The organism is Aeromonas sp. R3-1 (assembly GCF_040908345.1).
GTDB classification, from domain to species: domain Bacteria; phylum Pseudomonadota; class Gammaproteobacteria; order Enterobacterales; family Aeromonadaceae; genus Aeromonas; species Aeromonas veronii.
This window is the reverse complement of the sequence record NZ_JBFODN010000253.1, coordinates 1-20,034: the sequence shown is the minus strand read 5'-3', so window position 1 is coordinate 20,034 and position 20,034 is coordinate 1. Positions and strand designations below refer to the sequence as shown.

The window sequence follows — 20,034 nt, the reverse complement described above, 5'->3', positions numbered from 1 at the left end:
AAAATGGCTGGGGTACTAGGATTCGAACCTAGGGATGGCGAGATCAAAACCCGCTGCCTTACCGCTTGGCGATACCCCAACTAGAGATGGTGGCTATGACGGGATTCGAACCTGTGACCCCCGCATTATGAGTGCGATGCTCTAACCAACTGAGCTACATAGCCAACCTTGCTTCCGGTGAGTCGTTACCTCGTCACCGTGCGGGCCGAATTATGCGTATCTGGCTCTGGGGCGTCAACCCTTTTTTTGCCAGAAAAACGCAATTTGAGTGTGTTTGACCAGTTATTGGTCTCTGTTGCGCAAAAGCCCAACAATCTGCTTTTTTTTAAGACATTGCCATGATTGCCCGGGCAATGGCAGATAAAAAACAGGCCAGCAAATGCTGGCCTGTCATGGGATTAGACGTTGAACAGGAAGTTCATGATATCGCCATCTTTGACGATGTAATCTTTCCCTTCAGCGCGCATCTTGCCCGCTTCCTTGGCGCCTTGCTCACCCTTGTAGTTGATAAAGTCTTCAAAGGCGATGGTTTGGGCGCGAATAAAGCCTTTTTCAAAGTCAGTGTGGATCTTGCCAGCCGCTTGCGGGGCAGTGGCACCGACCGGAATAGTCCAGGCGCGTACCTCTTTCACTCCGGCGGTGAAGTAGGTCTGCAGGTTGAGCAGCTGGTAGCCGGAGCGGATAACGCGGTTCAGGCCCGGCTCTTCGATGCCAAGGTCAGCCATGAACTCGGCGCGATCTTCATCGTCCAGTTCGGCGATGTCGGCTTCGATGGCGCAGCAGACCACGACCACGACCGCGTTCTCGGCGGCGGCGATTTCACGCACCTTGTCCAGATAGGGGTTGTTCTCGAAACCATCTTCCGCCACGTTGGCGATATACATGGTGGGTTTCAGGGTCAGGAAGTTGAGGTGGCTGACGGCGGCCAGCTCTTCCTTATCCAGCTTCATGCCGCGGATCATCTGGCCGTTTTCCAGTGCAACCTTGATCTTCTCAAGCACTTCCACTTCCAGCTTGGCATCCTTGTCGCCGCCTTTGGCGCGCTTGGACTGGCGGTGAATGGCGCGCTCGCAGGCGTCCAGATCCGACAGGGCGAGCTCGGTGTTGATCACTTCGATATCGTCGGCAGGGGAGACCTTGCCGGCAACGTGAATGATGTTCTCGTCGTCGAAGCAGCGCACAACGTGGCCGATCGCTTCGGTTTCACGGATGTTGGCCAGGAACTGGTTGCCAAGACCTTCACCCTTGGAGGCACCGGCAACCAGACCGGCGATGTCGACAAATTCCATGGTGGTCGGCACAACGCGCTGCGGATTGATGATGGCAGCCAGCTGATCGAGGCGGGGATCCGGCATCGGCACCACACCTGTGTTCGGCTCGATGGTGCAGAACGGGAAGTTGGCGGCTTCGATACCGGCCTTGGTCAGCGCGTTGAACAGGGTGGATTTGCCTACATTGGGCAGGCCCACGATACCGCATTTAAAACCCATGGATTGTTACCTTACTTGATGGATGCTGTTGGGGGTCGCCCGCAGGCGGCCCATGTCATGCTTGTTCTGGTCGTCGCTCATGTACCGGCACAATGCCCGTACAGGGTCAAACCGACCTAACCCTTTTCAGCCTTGAAGCTGTGCAAGCGATTCATGGCCTTGGTCATATCTTGTTTGAACAGGATATCGGTGGCGCGCAGGGACTCGTCCAGCGCGGCGTCGATCAGGTTCTGTTCACTGCTAGGGGCCTTGGTCAGGACGAAGCCAGCCACCTGCTCTTTGCTGCCGGGATGGCCGATCCCGAGACGCAGCCGGAAGAAGTTATTGTTGTTGCCCATCTTGGCGATGATGTCCTTGAGGCCGTTATGGCCACCGTGACCACCACCCTGCTTGAACTTGGCGATGCCTGGCGGCAGATCCAGTTCGTCATGGGCCACCAGTATCGCTTCCGGTTCAATCTGATAAAAACGCGCCAGTGCGGCCACCGCCTTGCCAGAGAGGTTCATATAGGTGTTCGGGATGAGCAGCCGCACATCCTGCCCCTCGACCAGGATGCGGGCAGTATGGCCGAAGAACTTGGGTTCTTCACGCAGGCTGACATTGTGCCAGCGGGCCAGTTGCTCCACATACCAGGCGCCCGCATTGTGGCGGGTCTTGGCATATTCCGGGCCGGGGTTGCCCAGTCCGACGATCAGTTTGATTTCGCTTGTCACGCTTGATGTCTTCACTCGCAGCTGCCGTGGGCACACTACCCAGGGCAATAGGACGCAATATTCTAGCCGCCGAGTGGCGATCACTCAACCAATGTGCATGTTATGGCGGGATTTGCAGCATTATTGTGGCCAATGGGTGGCTAACTGTGGGCAAACGGGCCTCTTGCAAGAGGCCCGTTTCAGTTTACCGATGGATTATGCCCGGTTGACTACCGTCGTTATTTGGCACGCAGCAGGGTGACGGTCTCTTCATCCAGTGCGGTCAGGGTGGGACGGGCATCGCGCACATACTCCACGAAAGACGCTGCATCGGTGCCGCAATCCACGCCGCTGGCCTTGCAATCGAGGGCCTGGCCCGGGGCATAGACGGCGGTCAGCAGTTCACCGTTTTGTGCCACCTTCAGCACAGGGAAGGCGGTCAACTTGCCATTGACGCTGGCGATGTCGACCCGCTCGCTCTGGTGGCGCTGGGCATTGGCCAGTGCCTGCCAGCCATCGTTGCCGTTGGCGCTGTAGGCGTTCATCACTACCCGATAGCGCTGGCTATCCACCAGATCCTGCCACTCGCCGCTTGCGGTCTTGCGCTGCAATTGGGTCAGGGTGCCCGCTTTGCCTGCGTCGGTCTCCTGGAAGGTGTAACGCAGGTGACCGCCATAGGGGAACTTGCCGGCATGGGCGCTGGCGGGCAGGGTGGCGGTGATGGTCTCGGTCAGCAGGGCACGCACCTCGGCGCCAGTCAGGGTCAGCACCGAGAGCTGGTTCTTGAACGGCAGCAGGGTGAGGGCACTATCTCCCTCGCGCCATTCGCCAGCGGGCAGGTCGGCGCGCACGCCGCCCACCGCCACCAGAGCGAAGTCGACCGGGCCGCCGGTCAGATCTTGCACTGCTGGGGTATTGGCCCAGTAGAATTCCCCTTCGGCAACCAGCGGCGCTACATCTGAGCCGTGGCTGTCGCTGCCGTTGTCGCCGGGGCGACGGGCATTTTGCAGTTGCTCGGGGATGGTACCGATCACTGGCCCGTAGGCTTTCTCCAGCGCCGGTTTGTAGTGGCTGTCGATGATGCCGCGCAGGCGCGGATCTTCATCCACGGTCACCAGATTGGGCTGGTTGTCGACAAACTGGCTCGCCTCTTTGCTGCGGGCGTCGTCGAGCGCTTGCTTGCGCGCCGCATCGGCGAAGAAGTCGCGGCTGGCCAGCAGGCTGTTGTGGCCCTGGCAGTCGGTCACCTGACCCTGGCTGTCAAAGGTCACCTGTGCCAGACCGATGGCCTGGGCGTAGGAGCCCGCCTGCACCACGCAGGTCTTGCCGATGCCATCCGGATTGGTCACCAGCTTGGCGTAATCGCCGGTCTTGCCCCAGCCAATGTTGCGAAAATCGCCGAGCAGGCTGTGGGAGTGGCCGCCGACGATGGCATCGAGACCGTTTACCTTGGCGGCCAGCGCCAGATCCCGCTCGTTGCCGATGTGGGTGAGCGCCACAATCTGGTGGATCCCCTTGGCTTGCAGCATGTCGACCGTGGCCTGAGCCGAGGCGACCTCCTTGCCAAAGCGCAGCTTGCCGACGTTGGGGGCGATATTGCCCATGTCTTCCAGTACCAGACCGATGACGGCGACCAGCTGTTTGCCTTGCGGCAGGTTGTCGAGATCGGTGACCGGACTCTTCTGGTTGCCGTCAAAGGCGTAGACCACGAAGGGCTTGAGGTTGTCAGCTTTGCTGAGGGCCGGATCGGCCTTGGTGTCGAGGTTGGCGGCCAGCACCGGGAAGTTGACCCCCTCGATGAAGCGGGCCAGCTTCTGGTTATCCAGATCGAACTCGTGGTTGCCCAGCGCCATGGCATCGAGGCCGAACTGGCTCAGCAACTCGGCGTTGGCCATCCCCTCGTTGAGTTTGAAGTAGCCGCTGCCCTGCCAGGCATCACCGCCGTGCAGCAGCAGCAAGGGCTGGTTCTTGGCCAGCGCCTCGGCCTGATAGGCTTTCGCCATGGTCAGCAGGCGCGGATAACCGCCAAAGCGGGTATAGAGGGTGTCCGTCTCCCCCTGCTGGGCAAAGATCTGCCCTTTGATCTCGGCATTGACCGGATCAAACTGGGAGTGGGTGTCGTTCATGTGAGCCAAGGTCAGCACAAAGGGCGGGTTCTCTTTGGCGGGCTGACAGGCGAACAGGGCGGAGGTGAGGGTCGCGAGCAGGAGGGGACGCAAGCAATTCATGGGTAAATCCTTAAGCCTGCCGGGGGCAGGGTCGTACCAGATAGCAGAAAGTTGGAAAGAGAAGGTCCAGAAAGACGAAAACCGCCTGATGGCGGTTTTCGTTATTGCTGAATCTATCAATGCTCAAACATGGCAGAGATGGACTCTTCGTTGCTGATGCGACGAATGGCTTCGGCCAGTACAGTTGACAGCGTCAGCTGCTTGACCTTGCCGACCGCTTTCATCTCCGCAGTGAGCGGGATGGAGTCGGTGATGATCAGTTCATCGATCACGGAGTTCTTGATGTTCTCGACGGCAGAGCCGGAGAAGACCGGGTGAGTGGCGTAAGCGAATACACGCTTGGCACCGCGCTCTTTCAGGGCCTCTGCGGCTTTGCACAGGGTGCCGCCGGTGTCGATCATGTCATCAACGATGATGCAGTCGCGGCCTGCAACGTCACCGATCAGGTGCATGACCTGGGAGACGTTCGGGCGGGGACGGCGCTTGTCGATGATGGCGATGTCGGTGTCATCCAGCAGCTTGGCGATGGCGCGGGCACGCACGACGCCACCGATGTCCGGGGAGACAACGACAGGAGACTCGAGGTTCTTGGACTTCATGTCTTCCAGCAGCACCGGGCTACCGAACACGTTGTCTACCGGAACATCGAAGAAACCTTGAATTTGCTCGGCATGCAGGTCAACGGTCAGCACGCGGTCCACACCGACGCTGGAGAGGAAGTCAGCGACAACCTTGGCGGTGATGGGTACGCGGGCGGAGCGGACGCGGCGGTCCTGACGGGCATAACCAAAGTAGGGGATAACGGCAGTGATACGGCCAGCTGAAGCACGACGCAGAGCATCCACCATGACGATCAATTCCATCAAATTGTCGTTGGTCGGGGCACAGGTGGATTGAATGATGAAGATATCGCCACCACGTACATTCTCATTGATCTGTACGCTGATCTCGCCGTCGCTAAAGCGACCTACGGCAGCATTGCCGAGTTTGATAAACAGGCGATCTGCGATCTTCTGGGCTAGTTCCGGCGTTGCGTTACCAGCAAACAGCTTCATGTCAGGCACGGTTTGAAACCTCGGGGTTGCATCCAGTATGTGGGGGAGTCTGAAATCAGACCCTATCGTTTTGGGGCAAACGATTTATCAAGATAACGTACAAGGTGTCTGCTGCCCAATGATTGTGATGATACCGGTAACCCGAATCCGTGGCCGAGTGCAAAACCGGCCACGTTAATCATCATCAATACCGCTCGGTAAAATTGGCTGGGGTACTAGGATTCGAACCTAGGAATGGCGAGATCAAAACCCGCTGCCTTACCGCTTGGCGATACCCCAATCATTTGAACTGTTGCAATGTGGAGAAGAGAGGTGATATGTTCTCGCCCTTGGCGACAAACCCATCAAGTCCCTTCGGCACGCAGGCCAACACTTCCCGAGCAGTCACTTCGTCTTCAAATTGAGCAAAGACGCAGGCTCCTGTGCCCGTCATTCTTGACGGCGCGTATTCTAGCAACCAGCCGAGCGCATTGGCAACCTCGGGGTGGCGCTTTTTCACCAGTGATTCGCAATCGTTTTTCCACTCGCCTTCCAGCAGGTTGTCCAGCGCCATTTTAGGCGTGGCTCTCGGCAGGTCCGGATCCTGGAATACGGCTGCGGTCGCTACATGGCAATCGGGCTTGAGTACCAGATACCAGGCATCGGGCAGTTCGACCGGTTGCAGCCGCTCGCCCACGCCTTCGGCAAAGGCCGCCTTGCCACGGACAAACACCGGCACATCGGCCCCCAGCTGGACGCCGAGCGCTGCCAGTTCATCTTCGCTCAAACCCGCTTGCCAGAGGTGGTTAAGCGCCACCAGCGTGGTCGCTGCATCGGACGAACCGCCGCCAATGCCGCCCCCCATGGGCAGCACTTTTTCCAGCCGGATATGGGCACCTTGCGGGCTCGGCAGGGTTGCTTGCAGCAGGCGCGCCGCCCGGATAATCAGATTCTGCTCATCCGGCACCCCGGGAATGGCCGGGCTCAGGGTGAGTGTGTCGCTATTCGGTATCACCTCGAACTCGAGCCAGTCGCTGTGGTTGAGGAAGATAAACAGGGTCTGCAGCTCGTGATAGCCATCGGGACGACGGCCATTGACGTGTAAAAACAGGTTGAGTTTGGCCGGTGCCGGCCAGCGTGTGGAAGCCATTAACGTGCAAGAGTCCATTGGTTGATCTGAAGCTTGAGGCGGCTGTTCTGGCCAGTCATGGTCAGCTGGTGCGGCAGGCGGTAGCCATCCTGATCCCGATAATCGCCATAGACGATCTGCCACTGGCCGTCGCGCACGCTGGCCAGACTGCTGTCGGGGTTGAGTTCAAACTCCGCCTGACCCGGCAGCCCCTTGATCCACTCTGGCAATCCCGCAACCGGAATATTCCAGCCGGTCAGTTTATAGATGAGCGCTTCGGCATCCTGGCTCTGGTGGCGATTGCCGTCGCTGTCGAGCAGGGTGATCTCTCCCTTGCTGCGGGAGAGCTCCAGAATGCTGGTGCCAATCAGGCTGGTGAGGTTGAGGCGATAATCCTCCCCATCCTGCTGCCAGTTGAGACGGGCGCTGCCCTTTTGCTGTGGCGTGATGATGGCCATCTTGCCGGATAGCTGCCAATGGGTCAGCTGCTCGAGACGGGTCCGCTCCTGGTTCCAGTTCACCTGGTCACGCTGGGGCTGGGTGGTGGCACAACCGGCCAGCAACAGCAGGCAGGTGAGGGTAAAAATACGTAGCAGCAAGAGACGGCTCCAGAGAGAGGAATTTGCCACAGTATACGGGGCGGCCGTATTGCTTTTAAAGACTTACCCTTTCTCGTACAATTGGCAGCCTTTGCACCCAGCGTATGAAATGATCGTCGCCCACTCATGAGTTTGCTTGCCCTCGGAATCAACCACAACACCGCCAGTGTCGCCTTGCGGGAACGGGTCGCCTTTGGCCCGGACTGCATCGATCGCGCCTTGCGTGAGCTGGTGAGCCAACCCGGTGTCAGCGAGGCGGTGATCGTCTCCACCTGCAACCGGACCGAACTCTATTGCAATCTGGAGGAGGAGCGGCAGGAGCAAGTGCTGCGCTGGCTGCAGCAGTTCCACGGGCTGGACGCGGCCGAACTGGTCACTGCCATCTATCAGCATCACGATGAAGAGGCGGTGCGCCACCTGATGCGGGTGGCGTGCGGGCTCGACTCGCTGGTGTTGGGGGAGCCGCAGATCCTGGGGCAGATCAAGCAATCCTACGCCCATGCCCAGCAGGCGGAGTCGTTGAAGGGGGCGCTGGAGCGGCTGTTCCAGAAATCCTTTTCGGTGGCCAAACGGGTGCGTACCGATACCGAGATTGGCGCCAGTGCCGTGTCGGTGGCCTTTGCCGCCGTCAGTCTGGGTCGGCGGATCTTCTCCGATCTCTCCCAGACCAAGGTACTGCTGGTCGGGGCGGGGGAGACCATCGAACTGGTGGCCCGTCATCTGCGCGAGCAGAATGTCACCAAGATGATGGTGGCCAACCGCACCCTGCAGCGCGCCCAGACCCTTGCGGCCGAATTCGGCGCCCAGGTGATGACGCTCGAAGAGATCCCCGACTATCTGCACGAAGCGGATATTGTCATCAGCTCGACCGCCAGCCCCCTGCCCATCATCGGCAAGGGGATGGTGGAGCGCGCGCTGAAGGCCCGCCGCTTCAAACCCATGTTTCTGGTGGATATTGCCGTGCCGCGCGACATCGAAGCCGAAGTCGATGAGCTCTCCGATGCCTATCTCTACACGGTGGATGATTTGCAGGGGATCATCGAGCAGAACCTCGAAACCCGTAAGCGGGCCGCCGCACAGGCCGAGGTGATCGTGCAGGAAGAGCGCGACGAGTTTATGGGCTGGTATCGCGGGCAGAGTTCGGTCGACCTCATTCGCGATTACCGCCATCAGTCACAGCAAGTGGCTGATGAAGAGTTGCAACGGGCCCTGCTGGCATTGGCGCAGGGCGAGAGTGCCGAACAGGCGCTCAAGGCGATGGCCCATCGCCTCACCAACAAATTGATCCACGCGCCGACCCAGGCGTTGCGCCAGGCTGCCTCCCAGGGGGATCAGAGCGAGCTCTCCCGCTTGCGGCAGGCGCTGGGGTTGTCACAAGAGCCATAATTTTCGGGCAACCTGCCGGTTGTCCCGTCCTCCATTGAGAATGCAAGAGTTATGAATCCGTCACTGATCAGAAAGCTGGAAGGCCTCATCGAGCGCCACGAAGAAGTACAGGCCATGCTCGGCGAGCCAGACGTGGTCTCGGATCAGGATCGCTACCGCGCCCTGACCCGCGAATATGCCCAGCTGGAAGATATCGTTCACGCCTTCCAGCGTTACCGTCAGGCGCAGGATGATCTTGAGACCACCCAGATGATGCTGGAGGAGGAGGATGCCGACCTGCGCGAGATGGCGCAGGAGGAGCTGCCGCTCGCCAAGGCCAATCTGGAGGCGCTGGAGCAGGAGCTGCAACTGATGTTGCTGCCCAAGGATCCCAAGGATGACAACAACTGCTATCTGGAGATCCGCGCCGGTGCCGGTGGCGACGAAGCGGCCATCTTTGCCGGTGACCTGTTCCGCATGTACTCCCGCTTTGCCGAGCGTCAGGGCTGGCGCGTCTCCATCGTCAGCTGCAATGACGGTGAATATGGTGGCTACAAGGAGGTGATCGCCAAGATCGACGGCGAGCGCGTCTATGGCCGTCTCAAGTTTGAATCCGGTGGTCACCGGGTACAGCGGGTGCCGGAGACCGAGTCTCAGGGCCGGGTGCACACCTCCGCCTGTACCGTCGCCGTGCTGCCGGAAGTGCCGGAAGCCGAGCAGATAGAGATCAACCCTTCCGACTTGAAGATCGATACCTTCCGCGCCTCCGGTGCCGGCGGTCAGCACGTCAACAAGACCGACTCGGCCATTCGCATCACCCACCTGCCGACCGGTCTGGTGGTGGAGTGTCAGGACGAGCGCTCCCAGCACAAGAACCGCGCCAAGGCGATGTCGGTGCTCTCCGCCCGCCTGCAAGCGGCCGAGGATGAGCGCCACCGCGCCGCCGAGCAGAGCACCCGCCGCAATCTGGTGGGCTCCGGCGATCGCTCCGAGCGCATCCGTACCTACAACTACCCGCAGGGCCGCCTCTCCGAGCACCGCATCAACCTGACCCTCTACCGTCTCTCCGAAATTTTGGAAGGAGATCTGGACTGCGTCATCACGCCGCTGGTGCAGGAGTATCAGGCCGATCAGCTAGCCTCGCTGGCCGAGAACAACTGATGCAAATGGTGATCCGGCAAGCTCGCATTAAGTGTTCTGCCCATAAGGTGGAGTGGCACTGATGCAGATCCAGCAGGCCCGCGCCCATATCATGACTGTGTTGGCCGGGGGGGAGTCCCCCCGCGCCGATGCCGATGTACTGCTCTGCCATCTGCTCGGGTGTCGTCGCAGCTATCTGATGACCTGGCCCGAGCGTGAGCTGGATGCCGCCCAGCAGGCCACCCTGCAGACGTGGCTGGTCCGTCGTCTCAATGGCGAACCCATCGCCCATCTGGTGGGCGAGCGGGAGTTCTGGTCGCTGCCCCTCAAGGTGAGCCCGGCGACCCTGATCCCGCGCCCCGATACCGAGGTGCTGGTCGAGCAGGCGCTGACCAAAATCCCGCAAGGTCCTTGCTCCGTGCTGGATCTCGGCACCGGCACCGGCGCCATCGCGCTGGCGCTCAAGTCCGAGCGGCCCGAGGTCGATGTGTGGGCGGTGGATCGGATGGCGGATGCTGCGGCGCTGGCCCGCGAGAACAGCGCCGCGCTGGGATTGCCCATCGAGGTGCGCGATGGCAGCTGGTTCGAGCCCCTTGGCGAGCCGGATCGCGACCAAACACCACGATTTGCGGTGATTGTCTCCAATCCCCCCTATATTGATGGCGCCGATCCCCATCTCGAGCAGGGTGACGTGCGCTTTGAGCCCCGCTCGGCGCTGGTAGCCGATGACGCCGGGCTGGCCGATATCCGCCACATCGTGGCCCATGCCCCCGCTTATCTGTTGCTTGACGGCTGGTTGCTGCTGGAGCATGGCTGGGATCAGGGGGAGGCGGTGCGTCAGTTGCTGCGTGATGGCGGCTACCGTGAGGTAGCCACGGTGCGCGATTACGGGGATAACGACAGGGTGACGCTGGGCCTCTGCCCGCTGCGCTGACGGTTCCTCACTGTTACACGGCGGGTTGCCTGTGCACCCCCATGCAAGGATTGAATATGGTTTTTGTGCTCAAACACCTGCACCTCACCCTGATTGCCGGGGCCGTGCTGATGTTTATGCTCCGCTTCTACTGGGTACAGACCGCCACTGGCCGAGCCTATAGCGCGCCGGTGATGAAGGTCAGCGGCTGGCTCAACGGTCTGGTGGTGCTCTCCGGCGTATTGCTCTGCATGGTGCTGGATCTCAACCCGCTCAATAACGGAACGCCCTGGCTCAGCGAGAAGCTGATGGCCATTCTGGTGCTGGTATTTCTGGCGGCGATGGCGCTGCGGCTGGCCAAAAGCAATCTGGTGCGCTGGTGCTCCTTTCTGGGGGCGCTCGGCTGGATCTACTTTATTGCCAAGTTGGCAGTGCTCAAACAGACGAGTGTGTTCGGCTAAGGCATGAAGAGAATGTTACACATAGACGAATGGACCGATTTCGAAGCCCACGACATCACCGAGCTGGCGTTGTCAGTTAGCGACGAGATTTATGGCTCGGTCGAGGAGGGGATGCGCGAGTTGAACCTGCTGGACGAGTGGCTGGACGAGCAGATCGAAGAGGGCACCTGCGACGAGGTGCGCCAGCAGTTGCTGCAAGGCTTCTACCACAGCCTCGGTTTTCATGGCGACTGGCAGGACTATTTCTCTGCCAACAACTGTGACCTCAATCAGGTGCTGGTGCAGCGCAAGGGGATCCCGGTCAGTCTCGGCATTCTCATCATCCAGCTTGGGCGCAAGCTCGGGCTTGATGTGGAGGGGATCTGCTTCCCCGGCCACTTCCTGGTGAGCTTTGCCGGTGGCGAGGGGGAGGTCTATGTCGACCCCTTTACCGGCGACGAGCTGAGTCTGGCCCGCATCGAGCTGCTGCTGCGCGGTGCGCTGGGGGACTTGGCGACCTTGACCCCCGACTACCTGCAGCCCTCCGGCCAGTGGGAGATCATCGAACGGCTGCTCAACGTCAGCAAGGGGGCCCTGCTGCGGGAAGATCGCATGCCCGAGGCGCTGCGTTGCAGCGAGCTGTTGCTGCGGATGAAGCCCGGCGATCCGCTGGAGACGCGGGATCGCGGCTTTATCTACGAGCAGCTCGATTGCCCGCGCCAGGCCGCCGACGATTTTGAATATTTTATTGAACAATGCCCGGACGATCCCGTCGCCGACGTGCTGAAAGTACAGCTGGCCGCGCTGGATCTGAGCCCCAAGCCCCTCCATTAAGGGCGGCTTGAAACTGAAACAGAAGAATATCAAGGCCGCTGCGTCCGGTCGCAACGGAGTAACTAGGCTTCAGGCCCTTTTATTAAGGATGTCTTAGATGGAACAGAAGAATATCAAGATCAACCAGATCGACGTTGCCAACGACAAACCGTTCGTACTGTTTGGTGGCATGAACGTGTTGGAATCCCGCGACATGGCGATGGCGGTGTGCGAGAAGTACGTGGAAGTGACCAGCAAGCTGGGCATCCCGTTTGTGTTCAAGGCGAGCTGGGACAAGGCCAACCGCTCCTCCATCCACTCCTACCGCGGTCCGGGTCTGGAAGAGGGGATGAAGATTTTCCAGGAGCTGAAAGCGACTTTCGGCATGCCGGTCATCTCCGATCTGCACGAACCCCATCAGGCCAAGCCGGTCGCCGAGGTGGTTGACGTTATCCAGCTGCCCGCTTTCCTGGCACGCCAGACCGATCTGGTGGAAGCCATGGCCCGCACCGGCAACGTTATCAACATCAAGAAGCCGCAGTTCCTCAGCCCAAGCCAGATGAAGAACATCACCGACAAGTTCGAGGAGTGCGGCAACGACCAGCTGATCCTGTGCGAGCGCGGTGCCAACTTCGGTTACGACAACCTGGTGGTGGACATGCTGGGCTTGGGCGTGATGAAGAAGAGCACTGGTGGCTATCCGGTGATCTTTGACGTGACCCACTCCCTGCAGTGCCGTGATCCGCTGGGTGCCGCCTCCGGTGGTCGTCGCGAGCAGGTGACCGAGCTGGCGCGCGCCGGTATGGCGGTCGGTCTGGCCGGTCTCTTTATCGAATCCCACCCGGATCCGAAAATTGCCCGCTGCGATGGCCCGAGCGCCCTGCCGCTGGAGAAGCTGGAAGGCTTCCTCAAACAGATGAAGGCCATCGATGACCTGATCAAGGGCTTCGAACCCCTCGATACCTCGGCCTGATCCCGACGCTGTCATGTCTGATGAAAATGCCCCGCAATGCGGGGCATTTTTTGATAAGGATGCGGTGACAAGCACGCATAAAAAAACGGCCGATTGGCCGTTTTTTGCGCTGACACCACGAGAATCAGCTCTTCACTGCAGGGCGCTGATTACAGGCTCTGGGTGAAAGTACGGGTAACCACGTCACGCTGCTGTTCCGGGGTCAGGGCGTTGAAACGCACTGCGTAGCCAGATACACGGATGGTCAGCTGCGGGTATTTCTCCGGGTTTTCGATAGCATCTTCCAGAGTTTCGCGACGCAGCACGTTGACGTTCAGGTGCTGGCCACCTTCAACAGCAGGCTCAGCCTGAACCGGCAGTTCGCGGTATTCGAACTGACCCAGGTCAGCCAGTTGCACTTCTTGATCGGCAGCGAAAGCATCGCCTTTGACGCAGATGCAGCGAGCTTGTTGCTTCTCTTCGTCCAGCAGCCAGAAAGAGTTCAGCAGAGCGGTGTTGGCGGCCTGGGTGATTTGAATGCCTTTGATCATGGTATGACTCCTCAATGGGAACGCGAATCCAACTGTAAGGAAATTACCCTGATGTATTTAAGCTACCGTCGATGGCGATGACTTAAAGGGCCCTTGCCTTACACCTTTTCTTTGATGGGGTCATATATACCACGGTGGTAATATTACCAAAATTGATCTAGATCAAGAAAATCCGACAAAGCGCCATTTCAATGGGATTAAATTCTTGAGTTGAATCAAAAATAGGTCATTTTTCTGATTTTGTAAGATATCCAAATTATGCATCTTTTATCTCGTTAATCTAGTAATTTAACTACATCTTTTCGGCTTTTTCTGAGGTTAATTGAGGGGTTGGCTACACTCAGCAAAAAAAGCGAGGAGAGTGCCGGGTGAATAATGGGTGGCGAAAGTGGGCATGGCTCGCCCTGTGCTGTTGCTGGGCAAGCAGTGTTGCGGTGCGGGCCGAGACGGTGCGTATTGCTGTGGGCGAGTGGCCACCTTATATCAGTGAGGCGTTGCCCAATCAGGGCTTTCTCTGTGAGGTGGTGCGCCAGGCCTTTGCCGAAGAGGGGCTCGATGTCAGCTTTCACTTCTATTCCTGGGCCGAGGCTTACCAACTGACTCTGGAGGGGCGCTATGTGGTCACCATGCCCTGGTTTCGCTCCCGTGAGCGGGAGCAGCTTTTCTATCTCTCCGCCTCGCTCGGCCATTTCACCACTCGCCTGATGACGCTGACCGGTACGCCCGCGGTCAATCTGGGTGAGCTGAAACACGAACCGGTCGGGGTGACCCGTGGCTATTTCTATGGCGATGGTTTTGCCGCCCGCCAAGCCGGGCTCACCCTCGAGTGGTCAGATTCCGATGAGGAGAGCATGGGCAAGCTGCTTGACGGGCGGATCCACTATCTGGTGATGGATGAGCAGGTGGCACAGACTCTGTTCCAGCAGGCGCTCGTTCGTCATCCCCAATCGCTGTCACTGACCGGTGCCGCCGACCCCATCTGGTCGCAACCGGGATACCTGCTGATGCGCAAGGCCGATCCCGAGGCGCGCCGTCTGATGCTGCTGTTCAATACCGGGCTGCGCAAGCTGGAGCGCTCGGGGCGCCTCGCCAGGCTCTGGAAAGCGTGAGCCACGGTTGCGTCTTGCGGGCTGGCCCCCTATCCTGAGCCCTTCGCCGTATCAAGTGAGGAGGCCGGGGTGCTGACCTGGAGTGATGTGATTGGCTCTGAGAAAGAGCAGGACTATTTCAAGAGTACGCTGGCAACTGTCAGAGCCGAGCGGGAAGCGGGCAAGGTGATCTACCCGCCAGCTACCGATGTGTTCAATGCCTTCAAGCTGACCGAGCTGGATCAGGTCAAGGTGGTGATCCTGGGCCAGGACCCCTACCACGGCCCCAATCAGGCGCACGGTCTCTGCTTCTCCGTTCTGCCCGGCGTGCGTACGCCTCCCTCACTGGTCAACATCTATAAAGAGATGCAGCGTGACCTGCCAGGTTTCGTCACACCCAATCACGGCTTTCTCGAATCCTGGGCCAAACAAGGTGTCTTGCTGCTCAACACTGTTCTGACGGTGCAGGCCGGTCAGGCCCATTCCCACGCCCATCTGGGATGGGAGACCTTTACCGATCGGGTCATCGAGCAGATCAATGCCAGTTGTCAGGGTGTGGTGTTCCTGCTGTGGGGTGCCCACGCCCAGAAGAAGGGACGTTTCATCGACCGCCAGCGCCACTATGTGCTGACCGCGCCGCACCCGAGCCCACTCTCTGCCCACCGCGGTTTCATCGGTTGCGGTCACTTTAGCGAGACCAATCGCTTGCTGGAACAACAGGGCAAGCGTCCAATAGAGTGGAAATCTGTCTGCATCCCACTTGATTGAGTGCAAAGTTCGGGCGACAAATGACCGTATACTCAGGGACATAAGATTAATTCAGAGCCAAGGAGTGCCCATGTTATCCAGTCTGCACAAGGACCATCTCAACATCGCCCGACTCTTGGAGCTGCTCAAGCACAAGCTGGCAGCCATTCGTGCCGAAGAGCCCATCAGCTATTTTCTGGTGCGCGATGTCATCGACTACCTGCGGGAGGTCTCTGACAAGTACCACCATCCCAAGGAAGACCTCATCTATGACTACTACCTGAAATATCGGGTGGTGGAGGGTGAGGTCGCCAACCGCCTGCAGGAGGAGCACGTCAAGCTGCTGGAGGCCGGGGCCGATCTCAAGGAGATGGTGGAGATGATCCTGATGGATGCGGTGATCCCCCTCGATCAGTTCACCACCAAGCTGGAGCGCTTCGTGGAATTGCAAGAGGCGCACATGAACTACGAAGAGGGGGTGATCTTCCCCCATCTGCGTGACTCCCTGACCGAGGATGACTGGCGTCATCTGGAGCAAAGCTGGCAGAACCGCGCCATTGGCGACCCCCTGTTCGGGGCTGAGGTGAGCCAGCACTTTCAGGCACTGGCCAAACGCCTCTCTCTGCCGCTCACGAACGGCTAAGACGAGCCCGTACCCGCCGCGTGGCGGGTATTGTGTGAGTGCAACTTGAGTGAAAACAGAAAGGCCTCCATCTGGAGGCCTTTTGCATTATGGATGTTGCCATTCATTGTGCAGCCCAAGGATATACAACTGCTGGCAGCAACTCTCTTCGGAGAAGTTACTTATCGACTATCTGGCGTGACTGAGCAGGGTGGATGGGCAGGTGTGCAGGTATTGGTGGGGCGTCAGGCCGAACTCCTGTTTGAAGCGGGCGGCAAAGCGGCTGGGGGAGTCATAACCGCAGGCGAGGGCGACCTCCAGCGGGGTCAGGCCCTGTTGCAACAGGTTGAGGGCGTGGCTCATGCGTACCTGAGCCAGCAACTGGCGAAAGCTGCGACCTTCGGCGGCCAGCTTGCGCACCATGGAGGCGCGGCTCATGGAGAAGTGGGGGGCCACCGCCTCCAGGGTGTGGTCGATGCCGGGTTCCACCGCCAGGTAGCGTGCCAGCCGCTCTGCGAGGGTCATGGTGCTGGCGGGAAAGAGCAATCCGAGGGCGTTGGCGGCCCGCAGCTCGGCATAGAAGCCGCGCAGCAGTTCGGCCTGTGTTGCTTCGCTCAGTCCCCGTTCGGCCATGGTGCTGATGAGCTCAAAGCAGAAGGCGAGCCCGGGGGTGACCTTGACGGCGGGTTCCTCTAGATCGGCGTGGGAAGGGGCTGACTCGGCCAGCCATTCTGTTGGCGGCGGAGTGAGCAGCGTGATGGCGTGGGAGCGAAACTTGCCCTGCTCCGGCTGATTGACGAAGGTGAGCTGGTGGCCTGCCGGGATCAGCAGCCACCGCTCCCTGTCAAACGACAGACGTCGCTCGCGCCACCACAGTTGTTTGCTCCCCTGGGTGACCCAGATGAGGGTCGGGGCATAGATGAGCACCCGATGCAGGGGCTGCTGGCGGATCCCGAGATAGTGGCTCTGTTGCAGCAGGGGAGTGCTCATCCGGTTGGCTCCTAGGGGGTGACGAAGGTGGCGGTCAGGGTGGCTTTGCCGAGCGCCATGCTGTTGAGCATGTAGCCTACCATAGCCGGCGGGGTATCAGCCTTTACCTCGAGATCATGGGGCAGGGCCCAGGCGGTGAACTGATAGCGGTGCATGCCGTGACCTGCGGGCGGGCAGGGGCCGCCGTAACCCTGGCTGCCAAAGTCGGTGCGGATCTCCAATCCCTGCTTGAGCTTGCCGGAGGCATTGCTGGCCAGTTCGCTCTGGGTGGCAGGCAGGTTAACCACCAGCCAGTGCCACCAACCGCTGCCGGTGGGGGCATCGGGGTCATAGGCGGTAATGGCAACACTCTTGGTGCCTGCCGGCAGATCCTGCCAACTCAGCTGGGGCGAGTGGTTGTCGCCGCTGCAGCCAAAGCCGTTGAAGCTGAACTGTTTGTCCATCAACTGGCCTTCGTGAATGTCCGTGCTCTTCAGGGTCATGGCAAAGGCTGGCATGGCCGTCAGGCAGAGCAGTGGCAACAGGGCACTCTGTTTGAGCAATTTCATCGGGTGACTCCTCGTGTGGTAACGGGTTCACTTTAGCGAGGGTGGGACAGGATTTTGTTGCAGAACGACTCAAGGTGAGGTCGATTGGTGAGTTAATTGAGCATTTTGGTGTTTTTATGGCAAGAAGGTAAACGGCAGCCATAAAAAAACCGGCATCAGGGATGCCGGTTTTTTGTTTGACGATGAGAAGTGCGGCTTAGCGCAGGATCATCTCGTCACGGCCCGGGCCGACGGAAACCATCGGAACCGGTACGCCGAGCAGCTCTTCGATACGCAGCACGTACTGCTGGGCAGCGCGCGGCAGCTCTTCGAAGGTGCGGCAGCCGGTGATGTCTTCGCTCCAGCTTTCCATCTGCTCGTAAACCGGCTTCAGGGCAGCGGTTTGCGGCCAAATCGGGTTCTCGGTGTGGGCACCTTCGTAGGCCACGCAGATCTTCAGATCCGGCAGACCGGTCAGGCAGTCCAGCTTGGTCAGGGCCACTTCGGTGGCGGCTTGCAGCTCGACACCGTTCTTGGTGGCGACGGCGTCGAAGTAACCGACATCACGGGGACGGCCGGTGGTGGCACCGAACTCGTTGGTGATCTTGCGGAACTCGTCCTGGTTCTCCATGGCGGTCAACAGGGTGCCGGTACCGACAGAGGAGCTGAATGCCTTGGCCACTGCGATGACGCGCTCCGGGCGCAGACCCGGCAGACCGCCACCGATACCGGCGTAGGCGCCAGATACGTGGGAGGAGGTCACCCAAGGGTATTCGCCGTAGATCAGGTCACGGCCAGCGCCCAGCTGGGCTTCGAACAGCAGGGTCTTGCCTTCAGCCTGCAGCGCTTTGAGCGGCATGCTGACGTTGCACACTGCGTCGATCCAAGGTGCAGAGACTTCCAGCAGCCAGTCGGCCATCTCTTGGGCAGTCTGGGTGAATTCGAAGGAGGGGTAGATAGCCTTCATCTGCGGCAGTTTCCAGTCCAGCATGAACTGGATGCGCTCGACCAGCACGTCCGGCTGTTTCAGCCAGCCGACCAGGATCGCTTTCTTCATGACGCGATCGCCGTAGGCAGGGGCGATGCCCTGACGGGTGGAGCCATAGGCGCCGTCACCCAGACGTTGCTCTTCAAGGGTATCTTCCAGTGCGTGCAGCGGCAGGCAGAGGGTTGCGCGGTCAGAGATGGCCAGCTTCGGAGTCACGCCGGAGGCTTTGACTTCGTCGAGCTCGACGGTCAGTTTCTCGGGGCTGATCACCATGCCCGGGCCGAGGACAACCAGGCAATCCGGGTTGAATACGCCACTCGGAACCTGGTGCAGCTTGAAGGTGCCAAGGTCGTTGACCACAGTGTGGCCAGCGTTGTTGCCGCCCTGGAAGCGAATGCTGGCGCCAGCTTGACCTGCCAGATAATCCACGATGCGGCCTTTGCCTTCATCACCCCAGTTAGCACCTACGACTACGATAGACGACATGACTCTTTCTCCTAAGACGTTAGGCGTCCATCCTAGGAGCCTGATGCGGATTAGAAAAATTAATTATCTTTATAATTCCGATAAGAGAGCCATATAATTATGGCCAATTAAACGGCAAACCGTCCGATTTTGCCTGGCAAGCCCCGCTCCTCGCGGGTTGAGGGACTCTTATGCTGGATATTCACTGGCTGCAAACCTTTGTCACCCTGGCCCGATTGCAACATTTTGGCCAGACCGCCACCGAGCTGCACATGACCCAGCCCAATGTCAGCCTGCATATCAAGCGGCTGGAGCAGGCGACCCGGGTGCGGCTGATCGAGCGCAGCCCGTTTCGCCTGACGCAGGCGGGGGAGCGGCTGCTGCAAAGCGCCGAGCGCACCATCGCCGAGTTGCAGCTCTGCCAGTCCGATCTCAATGCCCTCAACCAGCTGAGTCAGGGGACGCTGGCCATCGCCGCCAGCGACATCATCTCCCGCCTGCTGCTGATCCAGCCGTTCCAGCGCTTCAAGCGGGAGTTTCCCGGCATCGACCTTACCCTGTTCAACACCACTTCGGATCAGGCTGCCGAGCTGGTCAAGGCGGGCAAGGCGGATCTGGGTTTTGTCATGGCGCAAAAGCGCAGCGAGCCGCTCTGCTATACCGAGCTGCAACAGGTGACCTGGTGCGCGCTGGGTCACGGCCTTGCCCGCTGGCAGGCACGGGCGGTGGCGGGAGAGAGCGACCCCCTCGACGAGCCGACCCTGATCCTGCTCGGTCACGACACCCGCACCCGGGCGCTGATCGACCCGTCCCTGCCGCTGCTGGCCTTGCCCCCCTGTCGCATCATGGAGGTGGGCAGCGTGGACGCCCAGCTGGATTGGGCCGAGGCGGGCTTTGGTGTCGCCATCGTGCCGGACTTCTCCCTGCATCCGCGCCTCAACCTCACCGCGCCGGTCACCAGCCTCGGCGACTTTCCCGGTACCAGTCTGGGCTACGTGGTGCGCCAGAATCAGGTGTTGTCGCGGGCCATCAAGCAGTTGCTGCACTGGGTGGAGGAGGAGATCCAGAAGCCCAATCCCTATCTGACCCGGGTGATGGAGCCGTAGCGGGGCGGCAAGGTGAGCAGGCCTATCGGGGTGACTGTGCCGCCATCAATTGCGCCACTATCGAGCGCATATCAATAATCAGGGCAGCCGAGGCTGCCCTGATGCGTTTGTGGGCGTTGACCACTCAGGGTTGCAGCTGTGTGGCTGCGCTGGTG

General features: G+C 59.9%; 20 protein-coding genes and 3 tRNA genes. 10 read left to right on the top strand and 13 right to left on the bottom strand.

The genetic code is table 11. The features are described from left to right. Positions 1-4: 4 nt before the first annotated feature. The 9 genes from AB5Y85_RS17440 to lolB all read right to left on the bottom strand — a co-directional run bounded on the left by AB5Y85_RS17440 (position 5) and on the right by lolB (position 7,172). Positions 5-79 (bottom strand) — tRNA-Gln (locus tag AB5Y85_RS17440). A gap of 8 nt (positions 80-87) precedes the next feature. Beyond that, positions 88-164 (bottom strand) — tRNA-Met (locus AB5Y85_RS17435). Between the two features lie 234 nt (positions 165-398). Beyond that, positions 399-1,490: a redox-regulated ATPase YchF gene (gene ychF, locus AB5Y85_RS17430; RefSeq protein WP_005353921.1), complete on the bottom strand. Its 1,092-nt coding sequence runs from the start codon at positions 1,488-1,490 to the stop codon at positions 399-401. A 116-nt stretch (positions 1,491-1,606) separates the two neighbouring features. Then, a complete protein-coding gene (gene pth / locus AB5Y85_RS17425) occupies positions 1,607-2,203 on the bottom strand; it encodes an aminoacyl-tRNA hydrolase (RefSeq protein WP_058059203.1) in 597 nt (198 codons plus the stop codon). A 218-nt stretch (positions 2,204-2,421) separates the two neighbouring features. Next, on the bottom strand, positions 2,422-4,410 hold the full coding sequence (locus AB5Y85_RS17420) for a bifunctional UDP-sugar hydrolase/5'-nucleotidase (protein ID WP_257687871.1): 1,989 nt from the start codon (positions 4,408-4,410) through the stop codon (positions 2,422-2,424). A 116-nt stretch (positions 4,411-4,526) separates the two neighbouring features. Next, on the bottom strand, positions 4,527-5,474 hold the full coding sequence (locus tag AB5Y85_RS17415) for a ribose-phosphate pyrophosphokinase (RefSeq protein ID WP_005343846.1): 948 nt from the start codon (positions 5,472-5,474) through the stop codon (positions 4,527-4,529). Positions 5,475-5,669: 195 nt separating this feature from the next. Continuing rightward, positions 5,670-5,744: transfer RNA gene (locus tag AB5Y85_RS17410), tRNA-Gln, on the bottom strand. Between the two features lies 1 nt (position 5,745). Next, positions 5,746-6,594, bottom strand: a complete 849-nt coding sequence (ispE, locus tag AB5Y85_RS17405) for a 4-(cytidine 5'-diphospho)-2-C-methyl-D-erythritol kinase (protein WP_042054540.1) — start codon at positions 6,592-6,594, stop codon at positions 5,746-5,748. After that, a complete protein-coding gene (gene lolB, locus AB5Y85_RS17400) occupies positions 6,594-7,172 on the bottom strand; it encodes a lipoprotein insertase outer membrane protein LolB (protein ID WP_257687870.1) in 579 nt (192 codons plus the stop codon). Before lolB ends, ispE begins: the two co-directional genes overlap by 1 nt. A 126-nt stretch (positions 7,173-7,298) precedes the next feature. Here lolB and hemA point away from each other — a divergent pair, with 126 nt between their 5' ends. The 6 genes from hemA (at position 7,299) to kdsA (ending at position 12,816) form a co-directional block, all read left to right on the top strand. Next, on the top strand, positions 7,299-8,558 hold the full coding sequence (gene hemA, locus AB5Y85_RS17395) for a glutamyl-tRNA reductase (protein WP_064340862.1): 1,260 nt from the start codon (positions 7,299-7,301) through the stop codon (positions 8,556-8,558). A gap of 51 nt (positions 8,559-8,609) precedes the next feature. Next, positions 8,610-9,698, top strand: a complete 1,089-nt coding sequence (gene prfA / locus AB5Y85_RS17390) for a peptide chain release factor 1 (protein WP_042061304.1) — start codon at positions 8,610-8,612, stop codon at positions 9,696-9,698. A gap of 61 nt (positions 9,699-9,759) precedes the next feature. Beyond that, on the top strand, positions 9,760-10,611 hold the full coding sequence (gene prmC / locus AB5Y85_RS17385; protein WP_257687869.1) for a peptide chain release factor N(5)-glutamine methyltransferase: 852 nt from the start codon (positions 9,760-9,762) through the stop codon (positions 10,609-10,611). A gap of 56 nt (positions 10,612-10,667) precedes the next feature. Beyond that, positions 10,668-11,051 carry a SirB2 family protein gene (locus AB5Y85_RS17380; protein WP_005334939.1) on the top strand — a complete coding sequence of 128 codons (384 nt, stop codon included), beginning with the start codon at positions 10,668-10,670 and terminating at the stop codon, positions 11,049-11,051. A gap of 12 nt (positions 11,052-11,063) precedes the next feature. Next, on the top strand, positions 11,064-11,864 hold the full coding sequence (locus AB5Y85_RS17375) for a SirB1 family protein (protein ID WP_005334938.1): 801 nt from the start codon (positions 11,064-11,066) through the stop codon (positions 11,862-11,864). Between the two features lie 97 nt (positions 11,865-11,961). Next, positions 11,962-12,816 (top strand): 3-deoxy-8-phosphooctulonate synthase, encoded by an 855-nt coding sequence (gene kdsA, locus AB5Y85_RS17370; protein WP_005334937.1) that lies wholly within the window; start codon positions 11,962-11,964, stop codon positions 12,814-12,816. Between the two features lie 149 nt (positions 12,817-12,965). Here kdsA and grcA read toward each other — a convergent pair whose 3' ends face one another. After that, a complete protein-coding gene (grcA, locus tag AB5Y85_RS17365) occupies positions 12,966-13,346 on the bottom strand; it encodes an autonomous glycyl radical cofactor GrcA (RefSeq protein WP_005334936.1) in 381 nt (126 codons plus the stop codon). 368 nt (positions 13,347-13,714) lie between these two features. On the opposite strand from grcA, the gene AB5Y85_RS17360 reads away from it, so the two are divergent. The 3 genes from AB5Y85_RS17360 to AB5Y85_RS17350 all read left to right on the top strand — a co-directional run bounded on the left by AB5Y85_RS17360 (position 13,715) and on the right by AB5Y85_RS17350 (position 15,824). Next, entirely contained in the window at positions 13,715-14,455 is a 741-nt protein-coding gene (locus tag AB5Y85_RS17360; RefSeq protein ID WP_257687868.1) for a transporter substrate-binding domain-containing protein, read from the top strand. Between the two features lie 69 nt (positions 14,456-14,524). After that, on the top strand, positions 14,525-15,202 hold the full coding sequence (gene ung / locus AB5Y85_RS17355) for a uracil-DNA glycosylase (protein WP_005362197.1): 678 nt from the start codon (positions 14,525-14,527) through the stop codon (positions 15,200-15,202). 70 nt (positions 15,203-15,272) lie between these two features. Beyond that, positions 15,273-15,824 carry a hemerythrin domain-containing protein gene (locus AB5Y85_RS17350; protein WP_257687867.1) on the top strand — a complete coding sequence of 184 codons (552 nt, stop codon included), beginning with the start codon at positions 15,273-15,275 and terminating at the stop codon, positions 15,822-15,824. 168 nt (positions 15,825-15,992) lie between these two features. Here AB5Y85_RS17350 and AB5Y85_RS17345 read toward each other — a convergent pair whose 3' ends face one another. The 3 genes from AB5Y85_RS17345 to AB5Y85_RS17335 form a co-directional block, all read right to left on the bottom strand. Next, positions 15,993-16,793 (bottom strand): AraC family transcriptional regulator, encoded by an 801-nt coding sequence (locus AB5Y85_RS17345; protein ID WP_257687866.1) that lies wholly within the window; start codon positions 16,791-16,793, stop codon positions 15,993-15,995. 11 nt (positions 16,794-16,804) lie between these two features. Continuing rightward, positions 16,805-17,341 carry a YbhB/YbcL family Raf kinase inhibitor-like protein gene (locus AB5Y85_RS17340; RefSeq protein WP_005353872.1) on the bottom strand — a complete coding sequence of 179 codons (537 nt, stop codon included), beginning with the start codon at positions 17,339-17,341 and terminating at the stop codon, positions 16,805-16,807. 196 nt (positions 17,342-17,537) lie between these two features. Continuing rightward, a complete protein-coding gene (locus tag AB5Y85_RS17335; RefSeq protein ID WP_005353870.1) occupies positions 17,538-18,794 on the bottom strand; it encodes an adenylosuccinate synthetase in 1,257 nt (418 codons plus the stop codon). Between the two features lie 170 nt (positions 18,795-18,964). Here AB5Y85_RS17335 and AB5Y85_RS17330 point away from each other — a divergent pair, with 170 nt between their 5' ends. Beyond that, on the top strand, positions 18,965-19,879 hold the full coding sequence (locus tag AB5Y85_RS17330) for a LysR family transcriptional regulator (RefSeq protein ID WP_257687865.1): 915 nt from the start codon (positions 18,965-18,967) through the stop codon (positions 19,877-19,879). Positions 19,880-20,034: the final 155 nt, after the last annotated feature.